Here is a 17,916-nt window from a genome sequence, read left to right as displayed (position 1 = left end):
GGAAGAACCCTCTCTTATCTAGAGTTAATATGGCGTTTAATTCCTTGGAACAGTTCCATAGGGTTGTTTGCTACAATTGTAAAGTCGCTTAGATAATAGTTGGTATCTGCACTTGCAACTCCACCACTAGATACACTTCGTAATGCTGAATTGGCAGAGGCAAGAGAGTTAGAAATGATCGGCTTTACATTATCAACTATGCTTAACGGAATTTCAAATAAACTCTTCAACCGTTGTTGTAGTTTTTCGGTTAGAGTTAATTCGCCTTCTTTTAGAACAGCGGGGACTTCCCCAGGCTTAAGTGGAGGTTGACCGGCATATCCACCTGTATGATAAGTTACCCATTGTCCCTTCTGGGGGTCCCACTTTTTATTCTTGATGGCTTCCTGATACTCAATCATAGTTGGTGTTGAGATTACTGCGTTTTTCTCAGCTTCCATTCGGGCTACAATAGCCGGATCAAGCGGAGTTGAAGAAGACATGGAAGGGGAAGGAACGTTATTCAAAGCAGAAGAAGCAGCAGAGGCTAAATCAGCATAAATAGATTTTATAAGCGCTATTTTTTCTTTGATTTGTAGGATGTATAATTGCCAGTTAGCTAACGAAGTAGATTGCCATCCTGTCACCACCATCTCTAATGCGGTTGTTCCTTCCGTTGCAGAAAGTGTTCCATCCTCTAAGCCTTTTGTGATAGCCGCTTGAAACTGACTAAGTTTATCTTGTGTGTCTGTTACCAAACGATCATAAATTGAAGATATAGAGGACTGATACAACTGAAGGGCGTCTAAATTAGCCTGATGAATCTCTTTTGTTATCTCCAATTCATCATTAAGAGTATCAATCGTCTTCTGTTTTGCATCTTCTAGTCTATCAATCTCATCCTGAATAGCATTCTTTACGTCTTCGCGTTCATATTGCTGAACCAGATCATCCCTGGTCTTTGTTAACTCGTCAACTTGTTCCTTGTTGTAGGTAAGAATCTCTTCTCCGTTTTCAGTAATATAACTGTAACGCTTATCATTTAAAGCTTTATCAAGGTTATCGTTTGCTTCTTTAAGAGAGGCAATTCGGTCTTCTTTACTGTACTCTTCATCAAGAGCATCTAATTTATCTTGCTGTGCTTTAATCTGAGCGTCATAGTACTCTTCTTGAAGTTTGATGTTATTTTCAAGAGCCGCTTCTTCCTTCTTATAAAGTGCTTCAGTATCTCTAATCTGGTTGTTGCTGTCTTCTAGTTGTGACTTTAGATTTGCAGCCATACTCATCTGCGCATTGATTTGACTACCTAGTGAGGAAAGATTGCCAAAGGTAACAGTACTCATATCCTGATAGTAGTTAAGAGCTGTCTTAACCTGATTAGCAATATCTTTAACCTTTGAAGCATAATCAGCCAAAGAAGAGCGAGTAGAGGAGGTGGTATCTACAAACGAAACATTGGTTAGATAACTTTTATCAGCGGCATCCAGTGAAGCAATAATGGAGTCAATCGAATCATTAAACTCGTCAATATTGAGTACATCTTCGCGTGTAATCGACTCTTTTAGAGTGTCAAATAGGGAAGATAGGGCATCGTTTGCTAATGAAATGATTGATTTATTCAGATTCTTAATTGCAGCAGCATTATTTTCATAATCCAATGTGAGTTGCTGCAAACGATCACTGAGTTGTGCTTTATCGGCATCTAACAGCTTGTCGTTTTCCAACTGTTGTTGAATCAATTTGATCTCATCAGAGCGTAAATCTTGCTGCTTTTGGATAATCGGAATCTGAGACAACAGTTCCTTACGATATTCAGCAGAACCTTCAACCATATTAGAAAGCTTGGCATTTGATACATCAATTTCATTGCCGTAATCAGATATCTTGCTGTCGTAGGAGTCGAGTTGAGAGTTTAGATTTTCACCCAACTTCTTCATTTTTTCAATCTGAGTGTTGGCGTTATCATAACCAAATTGATTAATGATTCGATCAAATTCAGCAGAGCTAATTCCATATTCTTTGAGTAAGTCTTTTAACTTGGCTTTAGCTTCACTACGCAATCCTTGGATGGCAGAGTCGATATTCATTTGCTTACTGTTCTCTTGTCTCCATTCGGCAGAAGTGGGATCGAGTGTAGCCTGTTTATCTTGTGATGCCTGTTTCTTATCTTCTTGAATTTGAATTAGCGAATCATACTGGCTTCTTAAATCATTAATCTCATCCAGATTATTTTGATAAATCTGATTGAGTAAATCTTGATTCTCTTTCTCTGCTGCTTTTGCTGCGTCTGTTTTTTCTTTTGCTGTCGGACCATCTGTTTTAACTTCAACAGAGGAACCTTTAGTCGATGTTTTTGTTTTATTAACGCCACCAGACGATGTGCTTCCAACAATCCTCCGAGCGCCCTCGTACTTATCAGCCCAATAAGAACTGTTCAGATCAGATTCTTTGAGTCCTGAGTTACCCATCTGAATGAACTTACCATTGCCCGTATAGATACCGACATGGGAAGCGGATTTTCCTGTAGTGTTGAAATATACCAAGTCACCAGATTGTAAATCCGATTTCTTAACAGGAGTACCTTTCTTTGCTTGTTCGGCAGCAGTTCGTGGGAGATCAACATTGAGATATTGTTTATACATCTCTTGGACAAACTGAGAACAATCAGAGATAGCATTATCGACGAACTCATCATATGTTCCCTTGAACTCACCCGAGACTTGCTTATATGTGAACTTACCCTGAAGAGAATGAGCATTAGTTATTAAGCTATCAACACCTGTACCGGAAGATACAGAATCAGACCCATTAGTTGTTTTTGTGGTAGTGGTAATTTTGGTAGACACGAGTTGACTAGGGTCTTTGATCCCCTTTTTATTGAGGTCAATTTGCTGCTGTAATAGCTTGTTTTCCTCACGAAGAGAGTTACGGTATTCTTGGGAACCCTTCTTCATCCGCTCTTGTTTATTATTTAGGGCTTCAATTGCATCTTTAACACCTTCAAGTTTCTTTTGGAGTTCAGTAAGGACCTCAACAGTATCAGATGTTGAATCAGAAAACTTGTCAGTGGACTTATCTGCGTCATTGGCAGACTTCGCGGCAGCGTCATAATCCTTGCCAATGTAATCAAGAATTTTGAGTTGATCGGAAAGAGTGTTAGCAAATTCTTTATACTTTTGAACAGCATCATCTTTGACCCATTTGGAAGATATCTTTTCTTTAGCAAGATCATCGGGATTTTGAGCAGAATTAAGAGTATCAATAGCCTCTATCTCGGATTGCATCGCTTGAATTCTGGCATAAGTAGCTTGAATTAAGGCTTGAGTTTTTTCTTTTTGGGCTGTTATGGTACCCTTTGCTTCTGTTTCTTGTGCCTCAAGAAAAGAAAGGATAGCTGTTGTCCCACCACCAAGAACATCAGTAAATCCATCAAAGTTTTTGGTGAGTTTTTGAAGCGTATCAATAGATAGATAACCATTTTTCTTTAATTCTGCTTGTGCTTCATTGAGAAGAGTTACTTGATCGCGTCCACCAGCAATCGACTCGTAAAACTTATTCATCTCATCTGCTGTGGCAGTAGCTGACGACTCCAAAGTTTTCATTGCCTTACTAATTGAGTTTATTGTTTCCTTGAAGGTTTGCGCTTCATTTGAAGTGGTAGAAAATCCTTTTCTCAGGCCATCAATTGATTTGTATAAATCAGGATTTGACTTTAACTCTGGTATCTTTTCAAGATCGGAAATAATATCCGCTAGATTTTTGCCATTATATTTTGACACTACAGCAATGATATCTTCAATGTTTTTACTGTAAGATTCGAGTGGTTGCTTGGAAGTGATGGCATTAACTGAAGTAAATAATTGCTTTTGTGTATCGTTTAGTTTCGTCTGTTGAAGCGTTGACTCTGCTATTTTTTTCTTTTTCAAATCCTCTAACTCATTTATTTGTTGGTACAGAGGCTCTATCTCTTCTAATTTCTCAGAAACTGTGTTTAGTGCATTTGCCCATTCTTTGGGCGTTTTTGGTATTAGTTGCCGAGAAGAAAAAATCTCTGTGTTATGATTAATTATTTTTTCTTGTAAGTCAGACAAAGCATTATAATATTCTTTTAGTTCAAGGGTTGATTCCCTTGAACCAGGTAGGACGGAATATTCTTTGCTTGCTTCACCAAATATATCCTTAAATTGATATCCTAAGTCGGTTGAACTACCAAGCGATGGTATAGAGTATTTGGTTTGATTAATTGAATCTACGCCTATTTGTTTTGCTTTGATTTCTTCATCAAGTTTTTTCCCATTGAGTTCTTCAAGTTTAGAAATTTGTTCATCGTATTTTCCATTCACCAGGTCAATACCTTTTGCTTCGCTTCCAAATGAATCCACCAATTGATTTTGTAATTCAAAAAGTTTATTCTTTACTTCGGCATCTTTATTGATTGAGTCATAATTTTGCTTATAGTAGTTTTGAACATCGCTTAGTTGACTACCAAGCTCGTCATATTTTTTGTTGGTTTTCTCAATTAACTTATTTTGCTTCTCTAAAGTTGTTTCGGAATCGTGAAGAACTGAATAAAGGATCGAAAATCCTGTCACAGCTAATCCAAGCCACCCCAATGCTCTTTGTAAACCAGACATTGCTATTGTGGCTTCTTCAGCAACAGTGGTCGTTGTTTGTAAAGCGGAAGTAGTAGAAAATAACGATTTAATAGTAGTTCCCAATGATGTAATCAAGCCAGATATAGCTTTTGCCTTGAATGTTAGGAAGAGTCCTGTGAGTAATATGACTACATTCCCTAAGTTATCCATTTTCTCAATCATATTAGTCAGGAAGCCTATTACTGCTTTAACCAACGAAGAATTTATGCTTTTTGTCCAAAAACCATCTAAGGCATTTTTCAATAGATTTATTTTTCCCTGAATACTATTGAGATACTTTTCATTTTCTCTGGCTGCTGACCCAGTAGAATTTAAAGCAGTTTGTAAAGAATCTTGAGCATCTTTCCAGTTAGACAACATACTTGAAACAATATTCCCCTGTTGCTTACCTGCAACCAGTTCCAAGATATCTGCCTGTTGAATATCGTTTAGACTTGACCATACCTTTGATAAATCCGAAAAAATCTCATATGTATTTTTGAATGTATTATCATCTTTTTTTAGAGTCAAGCCAATGTTAGCAAATTTCTTTTCAAGAGTTGGAAGGAGGGCGGAGAGATCTTCACCATCTTCTGAGACACCCCTTATGCGCATTGAAACAGTTTTCAAAGCATTACCCACTTTTGCAGGATCTTGGACTACTGAGTTTGCAGCAGTGATCATCGCAACAGATTCTTCGAGCGTATTTCCAGCAGCAGACAACGAAGAGGCAGATCGTTGAACGGCTTCACCGATACCCTCAGTAGAAATGGCAAATTTATTTCCAACTTCATTATAAACATCAACCACATGTTGAATATTTTTACCTTGTGCGTCAACCTGAATACCAAAACCTTTAATTGATGCAATAAGTTGAGTAGAGGCTTCTTCTGCGCTATCAATATCTCCCACGTTTTGATAAACGAGAGTCTGTTGAGCAAGCGTTTTGGCCTGGGAAAGCGTATAGCCAAGCCTTGCCCACTCGGTGGTACTCTTAATTACATTAATAGTAAGTCCACCAATAGAGTTTGCAACTTTCTCTGCGCTCCCAATGAAATCAGTATAAGTATCCCCTGTTTCATCCGTCACTTTTCTGAGATCCGTCATTGCGCCGTCCAATTCAATTACATATTGAACACCGGATTCTATTGCTCCTCTAAGTCCATAAAAGATAGTACCTACACCCGAGTAAATCAAAATATTATTGAAGGCCTTCTTTACGGTATCTCCGAATGTGTGAGCATGTTTTGTAACTTCACTGAACGAAGAGATTGTTTCTTTTAACTCTTTACTTAAGGAAGTAAGAGGAGATTTGAAGTCGCCAATATTTTTGATTGTCTTTAATTTAGTTTCTAGCTGATTTAGGTTATCAATTGCTATTGGGTTTTTACCTAATTTATCTCGAGCATTGTTTATTTTATTCTGTAACTCAACTAAGGTGTTCGTGTATTGTTGATCGCGTTTTTGATTTTGCTGTAAGGCTAGATAATGTGTTTTATCTTCAAGCTCCTGTCTTTTTAGCAGGGACTGCTCTTCTTCATACTCTTTTCTTAGGTTAGAAATATAGTCCTTTGTGCGTTGTTCTTCTTCTTTTAAATTTTTATCCGCTATAGCCTTACGAATGTTATATTCTTCTTTTAAAACCCGTTCTCTTTCTTTATTAATGTTCTGCTCATGTTTCAAGGCGTTTTCTTGTAACTTAAGATATTCTGATAATTTTACGTAATTATTTACATAGCCGTCTGCATCCGTATTAACAGTTATGGTTTTTCCGATATTGTTATTTTTATATGTATTTGTGATACTGTTGATTTTACCATTTTTATTATAGTTGACTTTTTGAGCGGATTTTTCATATCCATTTAATGATGCTTCGAGTTCTTTTAAAGTTTTTCGCTGTTCACCATAAGCTTTTGACTCTTCATTGATTGCCTTTTTATTGGCATCGTGCTTTGTGCGACTTTTTTCAATCACTTCACCATTTGCAAGCAATTGATTGGTGGTTATAGTAATAGTTCCGTCTAAATTTCTAAACTCATTTATAGTTTCTTTTACAACTTTATTTTGTGCATCTAGATTACTATTTAACTTTTTTGCTGCATCTATAAATGAGTTAATAGACTTAACAAACGTTTGATCTACATCAATTTTTATTTTTAATTTTTGGAGAGAAGGATGCTTTGCCAAAATCTTTAAATCATCGTTAATCGACTTTATACTGGAGCCCATATTCAGGGCACCGACTAAACGAATACCAAGTTGTTCGTTTGCCACAAGATTTCACTCCTTAATAAAATAAAAAGAAGCAAACTCTATTGAGTCGCTTCAATTGAAATTTATATGAATTTATTTTCTATAGTTAATAAAATGAGATTACTCACTAATTTTTTTCGTTAATTTATGGTAAAGTAATCAAAACTGGTTCATCGTAAAGGGGAGACATAATGTTCATAATCATTGTCTTAATCGCTTTTTTTGTTGTTGTTTGGTTGTTTGGCTTAGTAAGCAAAAGTATTCAAAAAGATCGAGATGAAAAAGTTTTCAATATGGAAGCCAGTCTTAATAAATTCTCTGATTTCCCCTCCACTCAAAGATTTGACGCCGTTGACTCTATCATTACTATTAATGAAAACCTCAGCCAAATTGCTATTGCTTACAAAGACTACGCCTTCCGGTATAATTTCTCAGATTTAGTCGAGTCAGAAATACTTCAAGATAATACATCAATCACTAAAACATCTCGTGGAAGTCAAGTTGGAGGTGCTTTAGTCGGTGGTGTATTAGCCGGAGGATTAGGAGCGGTTATTGGAGGATTGTCTGGAACACAAACTTCCAACACAATTATCAAATCACTTAGCTTAAGAATTATAGTTGATGATTTGAATAAACCGGTGCATATTATAAACTTCTTACAAAACAACAATCAGAAAAGCAATTATCCGTGTGTCAAAGAGGCAATAGATAATATTCAGCATTGGCATAGTATAATGAGTGTAATTATTAATCGAAACGAGAAGAAGGTAGGAGAGGGGTGATAATGTCCCTCTCCATTTTTCTGTGAAAGGATAGTTTTATCATATTTAATTAGTTGTACATTTGGGCGTTAGAATCTTGCTTACATGTCACACTACCGCTATCTAAAAACCCTCCACACCAAACTTGAGCATAAATGATTGGATTTATAGACGGAGTGATAAAATATGGAGGGTATGCCTTGAAGTCGTCTTTCTCCGATAATATCATTTTTAGTATATCATTGACTTCTTTAGACGGATTCCTATTTTGCTTGTCCAGTTCTGTTTTGAACAATGCAATCTCTTCTGGTGTTCCTTCAACTTCAATACCATATATTTCAGCTTTCATTTGGGGATTCCTTTTCATCGGTCTTTGTAACATGCTGTTTCAATTTATCTAAGCCTTTCCATTTACGATCTTTTGCAGTCAAGTCATTGTAGATTCGGAACATATCAGTACTGGACCATCCAACAAGATCAATAATGAAGTCAGACTCCATACCGATTCGGGTTAGGTTTGTCACTAGGTAGTGCCTGAGAGAGTGGAAGTAGAAGGGAACGCCAAGGTATTCTTCCCATTTTTCGCTCCAGCTCCTAACTGTACTTACCTGAGCCGGTTCTCCATTAGACTTAATAAAAATAAAGTCGTGAGTTTTACCAGTCTTCTGCATAATCTTTTCACGTTCAATCAGCCAAGCACGATAGTAGGGGAGGAATTTATCTTTCAGAATATATTTGTATAAAAGCTTTCCTTGCTTGCCAAAACCTTTAGTCTTAATTTCTTTAGTCGTCTCAAGGAACATGCCTTCAAATGCTAGATTATTCTCGTCGATCAGCTTTGTTGTAAATCGAAGCAACTCGGAAACACGAGCTCCACTATTAGCTGCCAAAGCAAGCAAACATGCTTCTTGAGGTTTATTAAGTTCGTTTGCAAGATGATTTAGCAAACCATCAACTTGCTCTTCGAGTAACACTGTCTTTTCACGAACAGGATTGTTCTTTAAATTCTCAATAGACTTCAAAATCACATTTCGGAAATTGGGATACACATCATCAAAATAATTCTCAATAAAGTTTGAAAAACTGCTTAGACAAGATTTCATACGCCCAAACCGTTTTGGACTCCACTGCAATTCTTCAATCCCATAGCTAAAAAAATCAGAGAACTCAATTTTGCGAATATCCACAAAGAACTTATTATCGTTATGTAGGAGATTCCAGGTAAAGAAGATATTTAGATCGCTTACGTAACCCCTTATAGTTCCATCCGAGCATTTCATATTTTTGTCTTTAATAAACCTGTTGACCATTTTTACGTTGTCCGGATTGAATTGTTTACTTAGTTCTTCATCAGTGATAATTTTCTTAAATGTCTTTCTACCCAAACTAACCACACTTTCTGATTTAATAAAATAACTCTTTATTTACTTGGCTACATCGTTCTTACTAATCTTGAATCCCCAACGATTCCTTGAATTGAACTCGTCGATGGCCTTCTCAATGAAATGAAATCCTTCATAACGAGAAAGTCGATAAATATTAGCCGGATTTTTCCGCCACTGCCAGCCATCATTAAGCAACTTCGCTACATATCCATCTTCACCATCAAAAATAGAGGGATGTGTAGCCATACTTCTATCAAAGTACACATTAATCTGTAGTTCATTTCCTACTTGTGTAATAGGGGAAATACGCAGGGAATTTAACAATCCATATGTGCGCTCATAAACTGTTGGAGTATAACTATCATAATAAGCCTGAAGTTGTTCATATAAGAGTTTTTCTAATAGTTGCGCAGCTTCATTCAGTGATCTTCTTACTTCTTTATCTCCCATGACTGTCTGTTGCCCCTGAGATGTCCCAATATATTTTTGTAACTCACTCAAACTATTGAACGATTTCATTTTCTACACCATCTTCAACTTCAATAGCATTCTTAATCGCCAGTTCACCAAGTAACTGACCGGCAGTTTTAGCCGTGGCATTCAATTTTGCTTCTACTTTTGCAATTTCTTCATCTGAAATGTTGTTAAGCAGTTCCACGTAAATCCCTTCATCAATCAAGATGTGTGTAACTTTAATTAGTGATCCGAGATAACTAAGTGGCTTTGTCTTTTTGTTCTTCTTGGGAACGGGAATGTCTGTGAATTCACGTAGCACAAGGGTATGAAGGATGGAGAGAGTGTCTTTAGTCAAATCCAGGTCAACTTCAGGTTGCTCTTTGAGTAATTGAAGATAGCTTAAATACTCAAGAACAATGCTTTCAATTTTGGTTTCTTGGAATAGTTTCTGCAAACGGATTTCATATTCACCAATGGTAACAGTTTTAAATTCATTATATTTTGCTCCAAGTTTATTAAGCTCTGCCGCTGTTAGCTTCTTTGCCATACAGTTTTCACTCCCATTATATTTTTGTGTCATAAGACACTTATTACAGGTCTCTAATTTCGGAAAACTCTAATTAATGCCTTATCGAAAAAAATAGGGAAAGTACAGCAAATTTGCCGACTTTCCCTATGGTTATTATTTATTTATCATGCCCCAACAGGGATACGAACAACTTGTCCTACAACAGTAGAATCTTCTGGCTTAACAACCTTCATATTGAATGTCTGAGAAGCAGCGTTTCTTTCAGATTGAGTACTAACTGTAAAGTTGCCACTTGGAACCGCAGAAGTAAACTGATATTGCAGACGAGCTGTAATATTTTCTGTGCTGTCAATCTCAACAGTTTCGAGGATTACTTCAACGCCCTTAGCAAACACAGAATTGTCAATCATAATTGTTTGAGTATTGGCCGGTGTAGCGTATGTATAGGTTCGTACTTCAACTTTTGTTCCTGCGGCAATTCCTGCTTTAAGAATAGTTACTTTATTGGTTGACAAAGTGAAGTCCGTTGTCTTCACCAGCTTTGCACCAGAAGCATCATAAATAACGAGTGAGTCAATATTCGTTGGAGCGTTATCGAGAGTAATGACTTTGTTACTCGATTCTGTAGCAACCGTATACCACTTAGGCATAGAATAGGCTACTCCAGCGCCAGTCTTAATGTCTTGACCCAATTGTGCGGCCAGCCAATCATACCGAAACTGCATATCTGTTAAATTGATTTGAATATCTCTAGAAACATGAAGTGTTGCAATAAGGGCATTACCCTTACCAGCGCGAACTTCGTTTTCTTGCACACTAACTTCTATTCCAGCCTCGGATAGAGTAGTTGTACCAATTACATCGCCAGTTGCTTTGGATTTTACGATAACGTCAAAAACGTCAGCGATTAGTGCCATTTATTATTTCCTCCTAATATTTATACAAATAAAAAAAGAGCTTTTCGCTCTTTATCCAAAAACGCTACCCAATTTTGATTGCTCTTTGTCAATAAACACATCATCATAAGGATCTTTAAAGAGATCGACATGTTCGGAAAAATGACCCAAGTTACCTTTACCACTTACACACATAATTTGAATTGAAGTATCATACTCTTTTAATTTGTTTATTCTATGATAATCAGTCTGTAATTGATAAATCGTATAATTTTCTAAGTCCCAATAGTGCTTGCCTGTATAAACGGAAACGGTAGATACTATGTCTTCAAACAGTATCTTTACTCCATTTTTAGACTTCGCCTTTAAAGCTTTTTCAGCCCATTCCTGAGCAAGTTTACTTTTATAGACCCTCTGCTCAATCATGATATTTTGGTGCATTATTACTGCTCTTACGATTTCATAATTGCTTCTATTGATTTCGTGATTTTCGTCGATTTTAAATCCATATTCACTATCGCTAACCCAATAAAAAGTAACATCAGGATTTCTACATACAATCCGAAATATATCCTGAAGACTGTGAATTATTGAATCTTCTCGTAAACCCAAAACAATCAGGTCTAGGAGATAAAATGAATCATATTCTTCGCCAAAGTGTTTTTTTGAGTAATAGAGAACGGATGATACCTCTTGGAACCTATCGTAATCTTTCAATCGAATAGGATAAACTAATCCTACTCCTTCAATGTAGTCAGGTCTGCCAAAAATAAGATTAGATGATTCTGACATATTAATTCACGCTTGATATTTGATAGATGATTCTATATCCGCTGTATGATTCGTTCACGTAAACAAATTCCATACTATCAAATTCTATTTTCTTTATTCCAAGTCCGCTTTCTCTATTTATGGTTTCATCGATTTCGTGGAGTAAAGAGTAGGGCCGAAGTTCACCAGTGTTTTCCATTCTCCACAAATTGTTGTGAACGATAGCTGTAAAGACTATACATCCTTCCTTTGTTCCCCGATTACTTCCGATTCTATAGCGATCAAAGTATATGCTGAGATATGAACCAGCTTCGTCTTTAACGTCAGGAATTTTAGGAAAGGGGAATATTTTTGTGAAGAAGAGAGAAGAAGTATCATCTATTTCGGGCTCTTGATAAGGATTGTTGCTTGGATAAAAAAGAAGCTTGCAGAGGTTTTGATTGTCTGCAAGCATAACCATTATATTCTCAATATTTTCGTTAACCTGCTTAAATCGTGCCAAAACAATCCTCCTTAAATCGCTGATTTAATCCATATCTTCTTCTCAGCACTTAATGATCCATCATTGCTAACAACATGAAGCAACACGTAACCAACACTATTCCCCTTAATAACACATGTGTTGTTTGCTTGAGATATGAGGGAAGCATATGTAGTTGAACTATTGTCTAATCCAGTAATAGAGAACGTTGCCGATTGTCCTGAAATATTCGACGATTCTTCTGAACTCTCAACCACAGACAATTTCATGTTCGGACTTATCATAACGCCGTTTAAAATTTGTTCGCTTGATATTCTCATATTATTAATGGTTAGATAATAATTTGTATCGAGGATTTGTTTGAATTCACAAGCAAATGTTTTGCTTGTTCCTCTTACAATAAAACCATCACCATTGATAAGTAAGGCATATTTGGTTTCAAGATTAGAATTAGAGACAGTTACATTCAGGGTGATACTTTGGCCTTGAAATTTAACAGTGACAATAGCAGTTCCTTCAGCAATAGATGTTAAATTACCATCAGCATCAACTTCGCATATGCTATTGTCGGAAGAAGTGAATGACAGGGTAGGGGAAGGGAGGGTTACTCCATTGTTTCTAATCGTAATACCAAGAGGAATAGTCCGACCTACATGTAATGAAATACTTGTTTTATCAAGAATAATTTCATAGTTAGGCTCTTTGTAATCTGCCACTCGAAGCTCTAGATTGTCCTTAGAGGTATCAATCTGGCTTTCTTCTAGAGTAATTGACATGAGTCCTTTTACTGAAAGCGAGTCAAGGGAGGTAATAGCCCAAGCGCGTTTATCAAAGATAAATCGCTGTCCCTTTACAAGCAAACTTGATTGTTCATCGTTCTTGATTAAAACTGTTCTACGTTCATTACCAATAGTAAGAATTCGACCATCTGAAGTACCGAAGTTAGTAGGAGTGTCTGATTTAAACGTGAAATCATACTCATGAATAGAGCCATAGACATCTTGCCAAACGAGACTACCCACACACACTTTAAGCGTACCGCGATAATACAGGTCAGACATGTTATCTGTTAAAACGTTAATCCATTTTTCTGATTGCCATGTTACGATGTCACCATTTCTTAGTTCATATAATGGAGACAGTATTTTTTTCTGGTCTTTAACATCGCTATCATCAACGATCCAACAGTCTACGGAATTGTCATTATCAATAGCAACTTGGAAGTAACTCAATGAATCTTTGAATGAAGATAGCAATCCCATTTTTGTCTGCGAATAATTTTTACTCTTGTTAGTTTTATTATTCACGCTTAAGTAGGCATTATATGATTCATATGGCATATCATTTCACATCCATATTAATCAAATAATACTGCATCTTCATACTATCAGCAGATTCTATCATTTTATCCCGTATGCTGCTTTTTTCCTTCATATTTTGCGACTCTGCGTACTTTTTAAAGTCAGAAGATGAGAGAGCCATACGCATTTCAAGAATATTATTTACTTCTTTTTCCATCCATTCGATTAGCATAAGTTGGGCTAGAATTTCTTGTTCTAGTTCCGTTAAGTCTTCTGAAAATTCTCTTTGTGTTTCATCTCTTGTAATAAGATTCTTTCTACAGTGATAAAATTTTACCAGTGCAGACTTTAAAAAACCGAAGAGATAGTTTTCGTAGTTATCTTTTGATCCAACATATATCTCGTCAATAGTGTAATCTTGAATCTTCTGCTGAAATCGTTCATAAATTTTTGAATATGGGGTAGGCATTCTTTCACCCCTTTAACATTAATTATTAAGTTCTTTGGCTAGATCATAAATATCTTTTCCAATATACTCGGTAATTGCTCTAAGTTTATTTCGATCTTGATATTTAGGATCTTCATCTGCAACGCAAGCCACAATACGTTCAATGATATTTGTTTTTAGTGTAGGCGTTACACTCTCTAGTGTTTCAATGATTTTTTCTGCATCAAATTTAAACAGATTGTCAATGCTCTCTTTACTGATGAATTTCTGATAAACATCGTCTAAGTAAAGAGCTTTAACAGCCTTTTCGCTCTGAATTAGGAATCCACCTTCATGAGCAAGCCTTGGATGATTATCTACCATAGCGCGAACATCTTCAAATGTCACCAGTTTGGATGAACCAAAATCAGAAAGACGAACGACTGAGTTTAGACCTTGAAGGTTTAATCCACCATTGGTAAGTGAAATTATTCTTACATACTCTCTAGGATCAATATCTAAACGCTGTTCTGTACTTTCAAAGATAGAGTTTGTTGTACTTTTGGAGACATCCTCTGAATTCTTCTCTGTTTGTGTTTTCAATTCCTGATTTTGTTTCAGAAGACTTTGTACAAGTGCAGCCAGTTCTGAAACTTGCTGTTCAAGAGAGGTTTGCTCTTCTTTTACCGGTGGAGCAGTTTCTTCGCCATTGTTGGTTTTTGTTGTATTAGAAGTAGTACGTGCCATATAAAATTATCGCTCCCTATAAAAATATGAGGGATAAGAATTTATGTCTTATCCCCATTAAATATTTATTTATTATACAAACTTATAAATACCATACTGAGCGCCAGTAATAAGCTGCACATCATAATGCTGTGCAACAGAATAACCAACAGTACGATCTGCATTATCTTCTGGTCTAATCATCGCAACTTCAGTATTTCCTTCGAAGCCAATCTTCACAAGTTTATCTGAACCAGCGGACAGTACAACTGCAAAGTCATTTGCAAGGGCAAAGTCATCAGAATTAGGCTGTAGTTTCTGCTTAATCTCGAACAGTTGGGTTCCTTGGAAATTACCGAGATGGCCTGTTCTATTGTACTCATCACCAAGTGCAAATTGCAGATACTGGGATTCAGGAAGGATTTTTGCAAGAGCAAGTTTAGTACCAAATACTACTGTGTTATCATTGCTATTTGCAGCACTTACACGCTGAACAAGCTGATTAAAGGCATTACTTGTAAAGGCTGCACTTTCCTTGTACTTCGTTCCAAGTGAGGAGAAGGAGTTGTAAATAGCACCATAAATTCGGGTAGTGATGTCTGTTTCAATTGCCTGGGCGACACGAGCTACCCATGCACCCCAGTTAGTCTTACCGGCAAGTACGCGATACAGTTCTTCATAAATTTCAACTGAGCGTCTCTGCGGTGTTAGAGTGAAGTCCTTACCGAATACGCGCTGACGTTGGCTGCCACGAATACCGTTTGCCTTAGTGCTCACAACGAACAGATCGGGACTATCAACATGGAAGAGTAGTTGGTCCCCCCAGTTTACATTCTTAACTTCTGCAAATTGATAGAAGCTATCTAGAATTGTCTCGGGAACGATAATATCTAAAGTCTGAGCAACTAGAGCAAATGTAGCCCACTGAAAAACTGGGTTAGTGGCGATCATAGATTCACTGAACTCAGAATCAGATGGAATATTTGCTAGGCGGTATGCTTCCCGTTTGAGACCCTTTGTAAATAGGTCTTGCTTCGCTTCGAGGGATACACCGTCATTTGCGTATTCAGCATATTTATTAAATTTGCCATCTTTGTTACGTGTCTGATAACAATAGTGGTACCAAGCTTCAGCACCCGCTTGAACAACATCTTTTTCTGACTCAGAAAGTTTGAAATACTTAACATTGCTGTAATTCTTCATTATTTATTTTTCCTCCTATGTATTTTACCTATTAGGCTTCTTTTACTACTTGTAGTTTAGTTGCTGGAACGCGAGTACGACCGATAGAGATAGTAGTCTTTTCTAGAACAAGGAACGCCTGACGAGCTGTGCCAATCGTAGCTGCTGCCACTCCCTTATAAGAGTTGTTTTGAGGAATGACATATTGAGTTGCAACCGTTGTTCCATCTAGGCCATCGTCTGTAATGGTGAAAGTATCTCCGATCTTCAGGCGGAACGCGCGCGCTGGTGTATTGGCTTTGTTAGTGAAGAGGGTGGGATCTGTTAGATCAATACGATATCCATTTAGCTCCACTAGTTCTGGAGAAGCAACAAGCAACACTTCTTGAGTCGCAATATCTGTTGCCTTGGTGGCTACACGAACTTCTGGATTACCAGCAACCACACCACCAAGAACTACAAGACTACCATTATCTACTGCTTCAGTTAGTTGTACAGATTGAACGAAACTGTCAACTTTTGTACCTGCCATGAGGTTAAGATTAACTACACTACTCATTATTTTTAAAACTCCTTTATAATTTATTAGTATTTTTCGTTAAGGCGATCCCAATGAGACTTTGGCTTTTCTTCTTTATAATCTTCATGGTTAATCCCCATTGAAATAAAATTCATATTTTTTTCTTTTGCTTTTTTAATAATACGATCACAAACAAATGATTTTACTTCACGCTCAAAGTCACTGAAAGAAGAGAATTTAGAACGTTTTTCAAGTAGAGTAGACTTTTCTTCGTCAGAAATTAGGGAGCTATATTCAACAAATAACTCATCAATCTTTTCATTTTCTTCTGTTTCCTTATATTTAGAAATTTCAGAGGTGAGTGAATCGACTTTTGCTTCTAACTCATTAATGTTTTCTTTTGTAGCAGAAAAATTAGTTTCGTACTCTTCGATGGTCTTGTTCATGTTGATAATTGCTTCTTCTTTGGCAGCAATCTCTTTTGTATACTTGGTTACAATATTTTCATTCTCTTTTGTTAATTTCTTGACAAATTCTACTGACTCTTTTTCAAGAACAGATGAAAACTCTCCAATAACGTCACCTTCGGAATCTTCCTCGACACCAGTTCCTTCCTCCCAATCAACAGGAGAATACTTGATTCGTTTGGAATTACTAAAGTCAATCATCACATTATCCCCATCCATTGAGTATGGAGCTTTCTTAGTGATACATTCATCTTTAACATCAGTATAGTAAACAAAAGATTCGTCATAGTCGTTTAGATAATAGGTACATCTTTCAACTGTCTCTCCATACCAATTTTGTGTAATATATTTGCATTCACTAAGTTCTCTTTGAATCTCTTCGTAGAGTTGATTTGCGGTTAATTTGAAGCTTGCCGCAATATCTTGTTTTGTTTTGGGCACAAGATCGTCCTCCTTTTTTTGGTATTTATGTATGTTAGAGTGTTCATTAAATTGATTATCACTCGAAACATTAGAACTGAATTTCATTATAAAGTTATTTAACTCAGAAATTTTGTCAGAGAATGTTTCCAAAACAGCATGAGCATTAACCATACCAGTGCCATATTTTTTTCCCAATAAGGTTATGCCCGTATATCGAAATTTTTTGATATCCAATATCTTGGAACTTTTATCATATGATTTTTCATCAATTTCTATTTCGATAGATAGTTTAACATCTTTATCTCGGTTAATAATATTAGCAGCATCTTCAGAATAAATATTCCAGACATATCCACTGACAACCACATATGTTTTACCATTAATTTCTTCATAATGATAGTCATTATTAGATGATGGAATAAGACCGATTGGCTTTTCTATGTATGTGATTTTATCCGTTTCTTCATCGTATTCCATTTCGTGCTCACCAAAGTCATTATCTTCTGTCTCAATATGAGCAAGGATAGGTATATTAACTACAGAGTTTGCTGCTTCTTCAAGGACAGATAGGTCAATATTCGAGCGATTATTATTAATTCCATCGTGAGCGATATACATTGTTAACTTACTGAATCTATCATCCTCTAACATTTCCAAGTTGAACTTTTCAATTTCAAAAAACATAGTTTTCTCTATTTTGTTCACCTCCTTATCAGGGTGAAATC

General features: G+C 36.5%; 15 protein-coding genes. 1 reads left to right on the top strand and 14 read right to left on the bottom strand.

Annotation, left to right across the window (positions count from 1 at the left end; all coding sequences use genetic code 11):
- Nucleotides 1-14 precede the first annotated feature (14 nt).
- Nucleotides 15-6,887, bottom strand: coding sequence for a phage tail tape measure protein (locus F4V43_RS02585; RefSeq protein WP_150456684.1), 6,873 nt, complete (start codon nucleotides 6,885-6,887; stop codon nucleotides 15-17).
- Nucleotides 6,888-7,057: 170 nt separating this feature from the next.
- On the opposite strand from F4V43_RS02585, the gene F4V43_RS02580 reads away from it, so the two are divergent.
- A complete protein-coding gene (locus F4V43_RS02580) occupies nucleotides 7,058-7,648 on the top strand; it encodes a hypothetical protein (RefSeq protein ID WP_150456683.1) in 591 nt (196 codons plus the stop codon).
- A gap of 49 nt (nucleotides 7,649-7,697) precedes the next feature.
- On the opposite strand, the gene F4V43_RS02575 is transcribed toward F4V43_RS02580, so the two are convergent.
- From F4V43_RS02575 to F4V43_RS02515, 13 genes are all read right to left on the bottom strand, one after another.
- Nucleotides 7,698-7,976 (bottom strand): hypothetical protein, encoded by a 279-nt coding sequence (locus F4V43_RS02575; RefSeq protein WP_150456682.1) that lies wholly within the window; start codon nucleotides 7,974-7,976, stop codon nucleotides 7,698-7,700.
- The gene (locus F4V43_RS02570) at nucleotides 7,966-9,012 is read right to left on the bottom strand and encodes a tyrosine-type recombinase/integrase (RefSeq protein ID WP_150456681.1); all 1,047 of its coding nucleotides are present in this window, start codon (nucleotides 9,010-9,012) and stop codon (nucleotides 7,966-7,968) included. Before F4V43_RS02570 ends, F4V43_RS02575 begins: the two co-directional genes overlap by 11 nt.
- A gap of 39 nt (nucleotides 9,013-9,051) precedes the next feature.
- On the bottom strand, nucleotides 9,052-9,531 hold the full coding sequence (locus tag F4V43_RS02565) for a hypothetical protein (RefSeq protein ID WP_150456680.1): 480 nt from the start codon (nucleotides 9,529-9,531) through the stop codon (nucleotides 9,052-9,054).
- Nucleotides 9,515-10,015: a hypothetical protein gene (locus tag F4V43_RS02560; protein ID WP_150456679.1), complete on the bottom strand. Its 501-nt coding sequence runs from the start codon at nucleotides 10,013-10,015 to the stop codon at nucleotides 9,515-9,517. The genes F4V43_RS02565 and F4V43_RS02560 overlap by 17 nt, the downstream gene beginning before the upstream one ends.
- A 146-nt stretch (nucleotides 10,016-10,161) precedes the next feature.
- Entirely contained in the window at nucleotides 10,162-10,914 is a 753-nt protein-coding gene (locus tag F4V43_RS02555) for a hypothetical protein (protein WP_150456678.1), read from the bottom strand.
- Between the two features lie 51 nt (nucleotides 10,915-10,965).
- Nucleotides 10,966-11,685: a hypothetical protein gene (locus F4V43_RS02550; RefSeq protein ID WP_150456677.1), complete on the bottom strand. Its 720-nt coding sequence runs from the start codon at nucleotides 11,683-11,685 to the stop codon at nucleotides 10,966-10,968.
- 1 nt (nucleotide 11,686) lies between these two features.
- Nucleotides 11,687-12,166 carry a hypothetical protein gene (locus F4V43_RS02545; RefSeq protein ID WP_150456676.1) on the bottom strand — a complete coding sequence of 160 codons (480 nt, stop codon included), beginning with the start codon at nucleotides 12,164-12,166 and terminating at the stop codon, nucleotides 11,687-11,689.
- An 11-nt stretch (nucleotides 12,167-12,177) separates the two neighbouring features.
- A complete protein-coding gene (locus F4V43_RS02540; RefSeq protein ID WP_150456675.1) occupies nucleotides 12,178-13,485 on the bottom strand; it encodes an Ig domain-containing protein in 1,308 nt (435 codons plus the stop codon).
- 1 nt (nucleotide 13,486) lies between these two features.
- Entirely contained in the window at nucleotides 13,487-13,915 is a 429-nt protein-coding gene (locus F4V43_RS02535) for a hypothetical protein (RefSeq protein ID WP_150456674.1), read from the bottom strand.
- Between the two features lie 18 nt (nucleotides 13,916-13,933).
- Nucleotides 13,934-14,620: a hypothetical protein gene (locus F4V43_RS02530; protein WP_150456673.1), complete on the bottom strand. Its 687-nt coding sequence runs from the start codon at nucleotides 14,618-14,620 to the stop codon at nucleotides 13,934-13,936.
- Nucleotides 14,621-14,692: 72 nt separating this feature from the next.
- Nucleotides 14,693-15,802 carry a hypothetical protein gene (locus F4V43_RS02525; protein WP_150456672.1) on the bottom strand — a complete coding sequence of 370 codons (1,110 nt, stop codon included), beginning with the start codon at nucleotides 15,800-15,802 and terminating at the stop codon, nucleotides 14,693-14,695.
- Nucleotides 15,803-15,833: 31 nt separating this feature from the next.
- Nucleotides 15,834-16,340 (bottom strand): hypothetical protein, encoded by a 507-nt coding sequence (locus F4V43_RS02520; RefSeq protein WP_150456671.1) that lies wholly within the window; start codon nucleotides 16,338-16,340, stop codon nucleotides 15,834-15,836.
- Nucleotides 16,341-16,366: 26 nt separating this feature from the next.
- A complete protein-coding gene (locus F4V43_RS02515; RefSeq protein WP_191089449.1) occupies nucleotides 16,367-17,875 on the bottom strand; it encodes a hypothetical protein in 1,509 nt (502 codons plus the stop codon).
- Between the last annotated feature and the right edge of the window lie 41 nt (nucleotides 17,876-17,916).

The sequence above is a fragment of the Paenibacillus spiritus genome, assembly GCF_008710135.1.
In the GTDB taxonomy this organism is placed as follows: Bacteria; Bacillota; Bacilli; order Paenibacillales; family Paenibacillaceae; genus Paenibacillus_AQ; species Paenibacillus_AQ glufosinatiresistens.
This window is presented reverse-complemented; position numbering and strand designations above follow the sequence as displayed.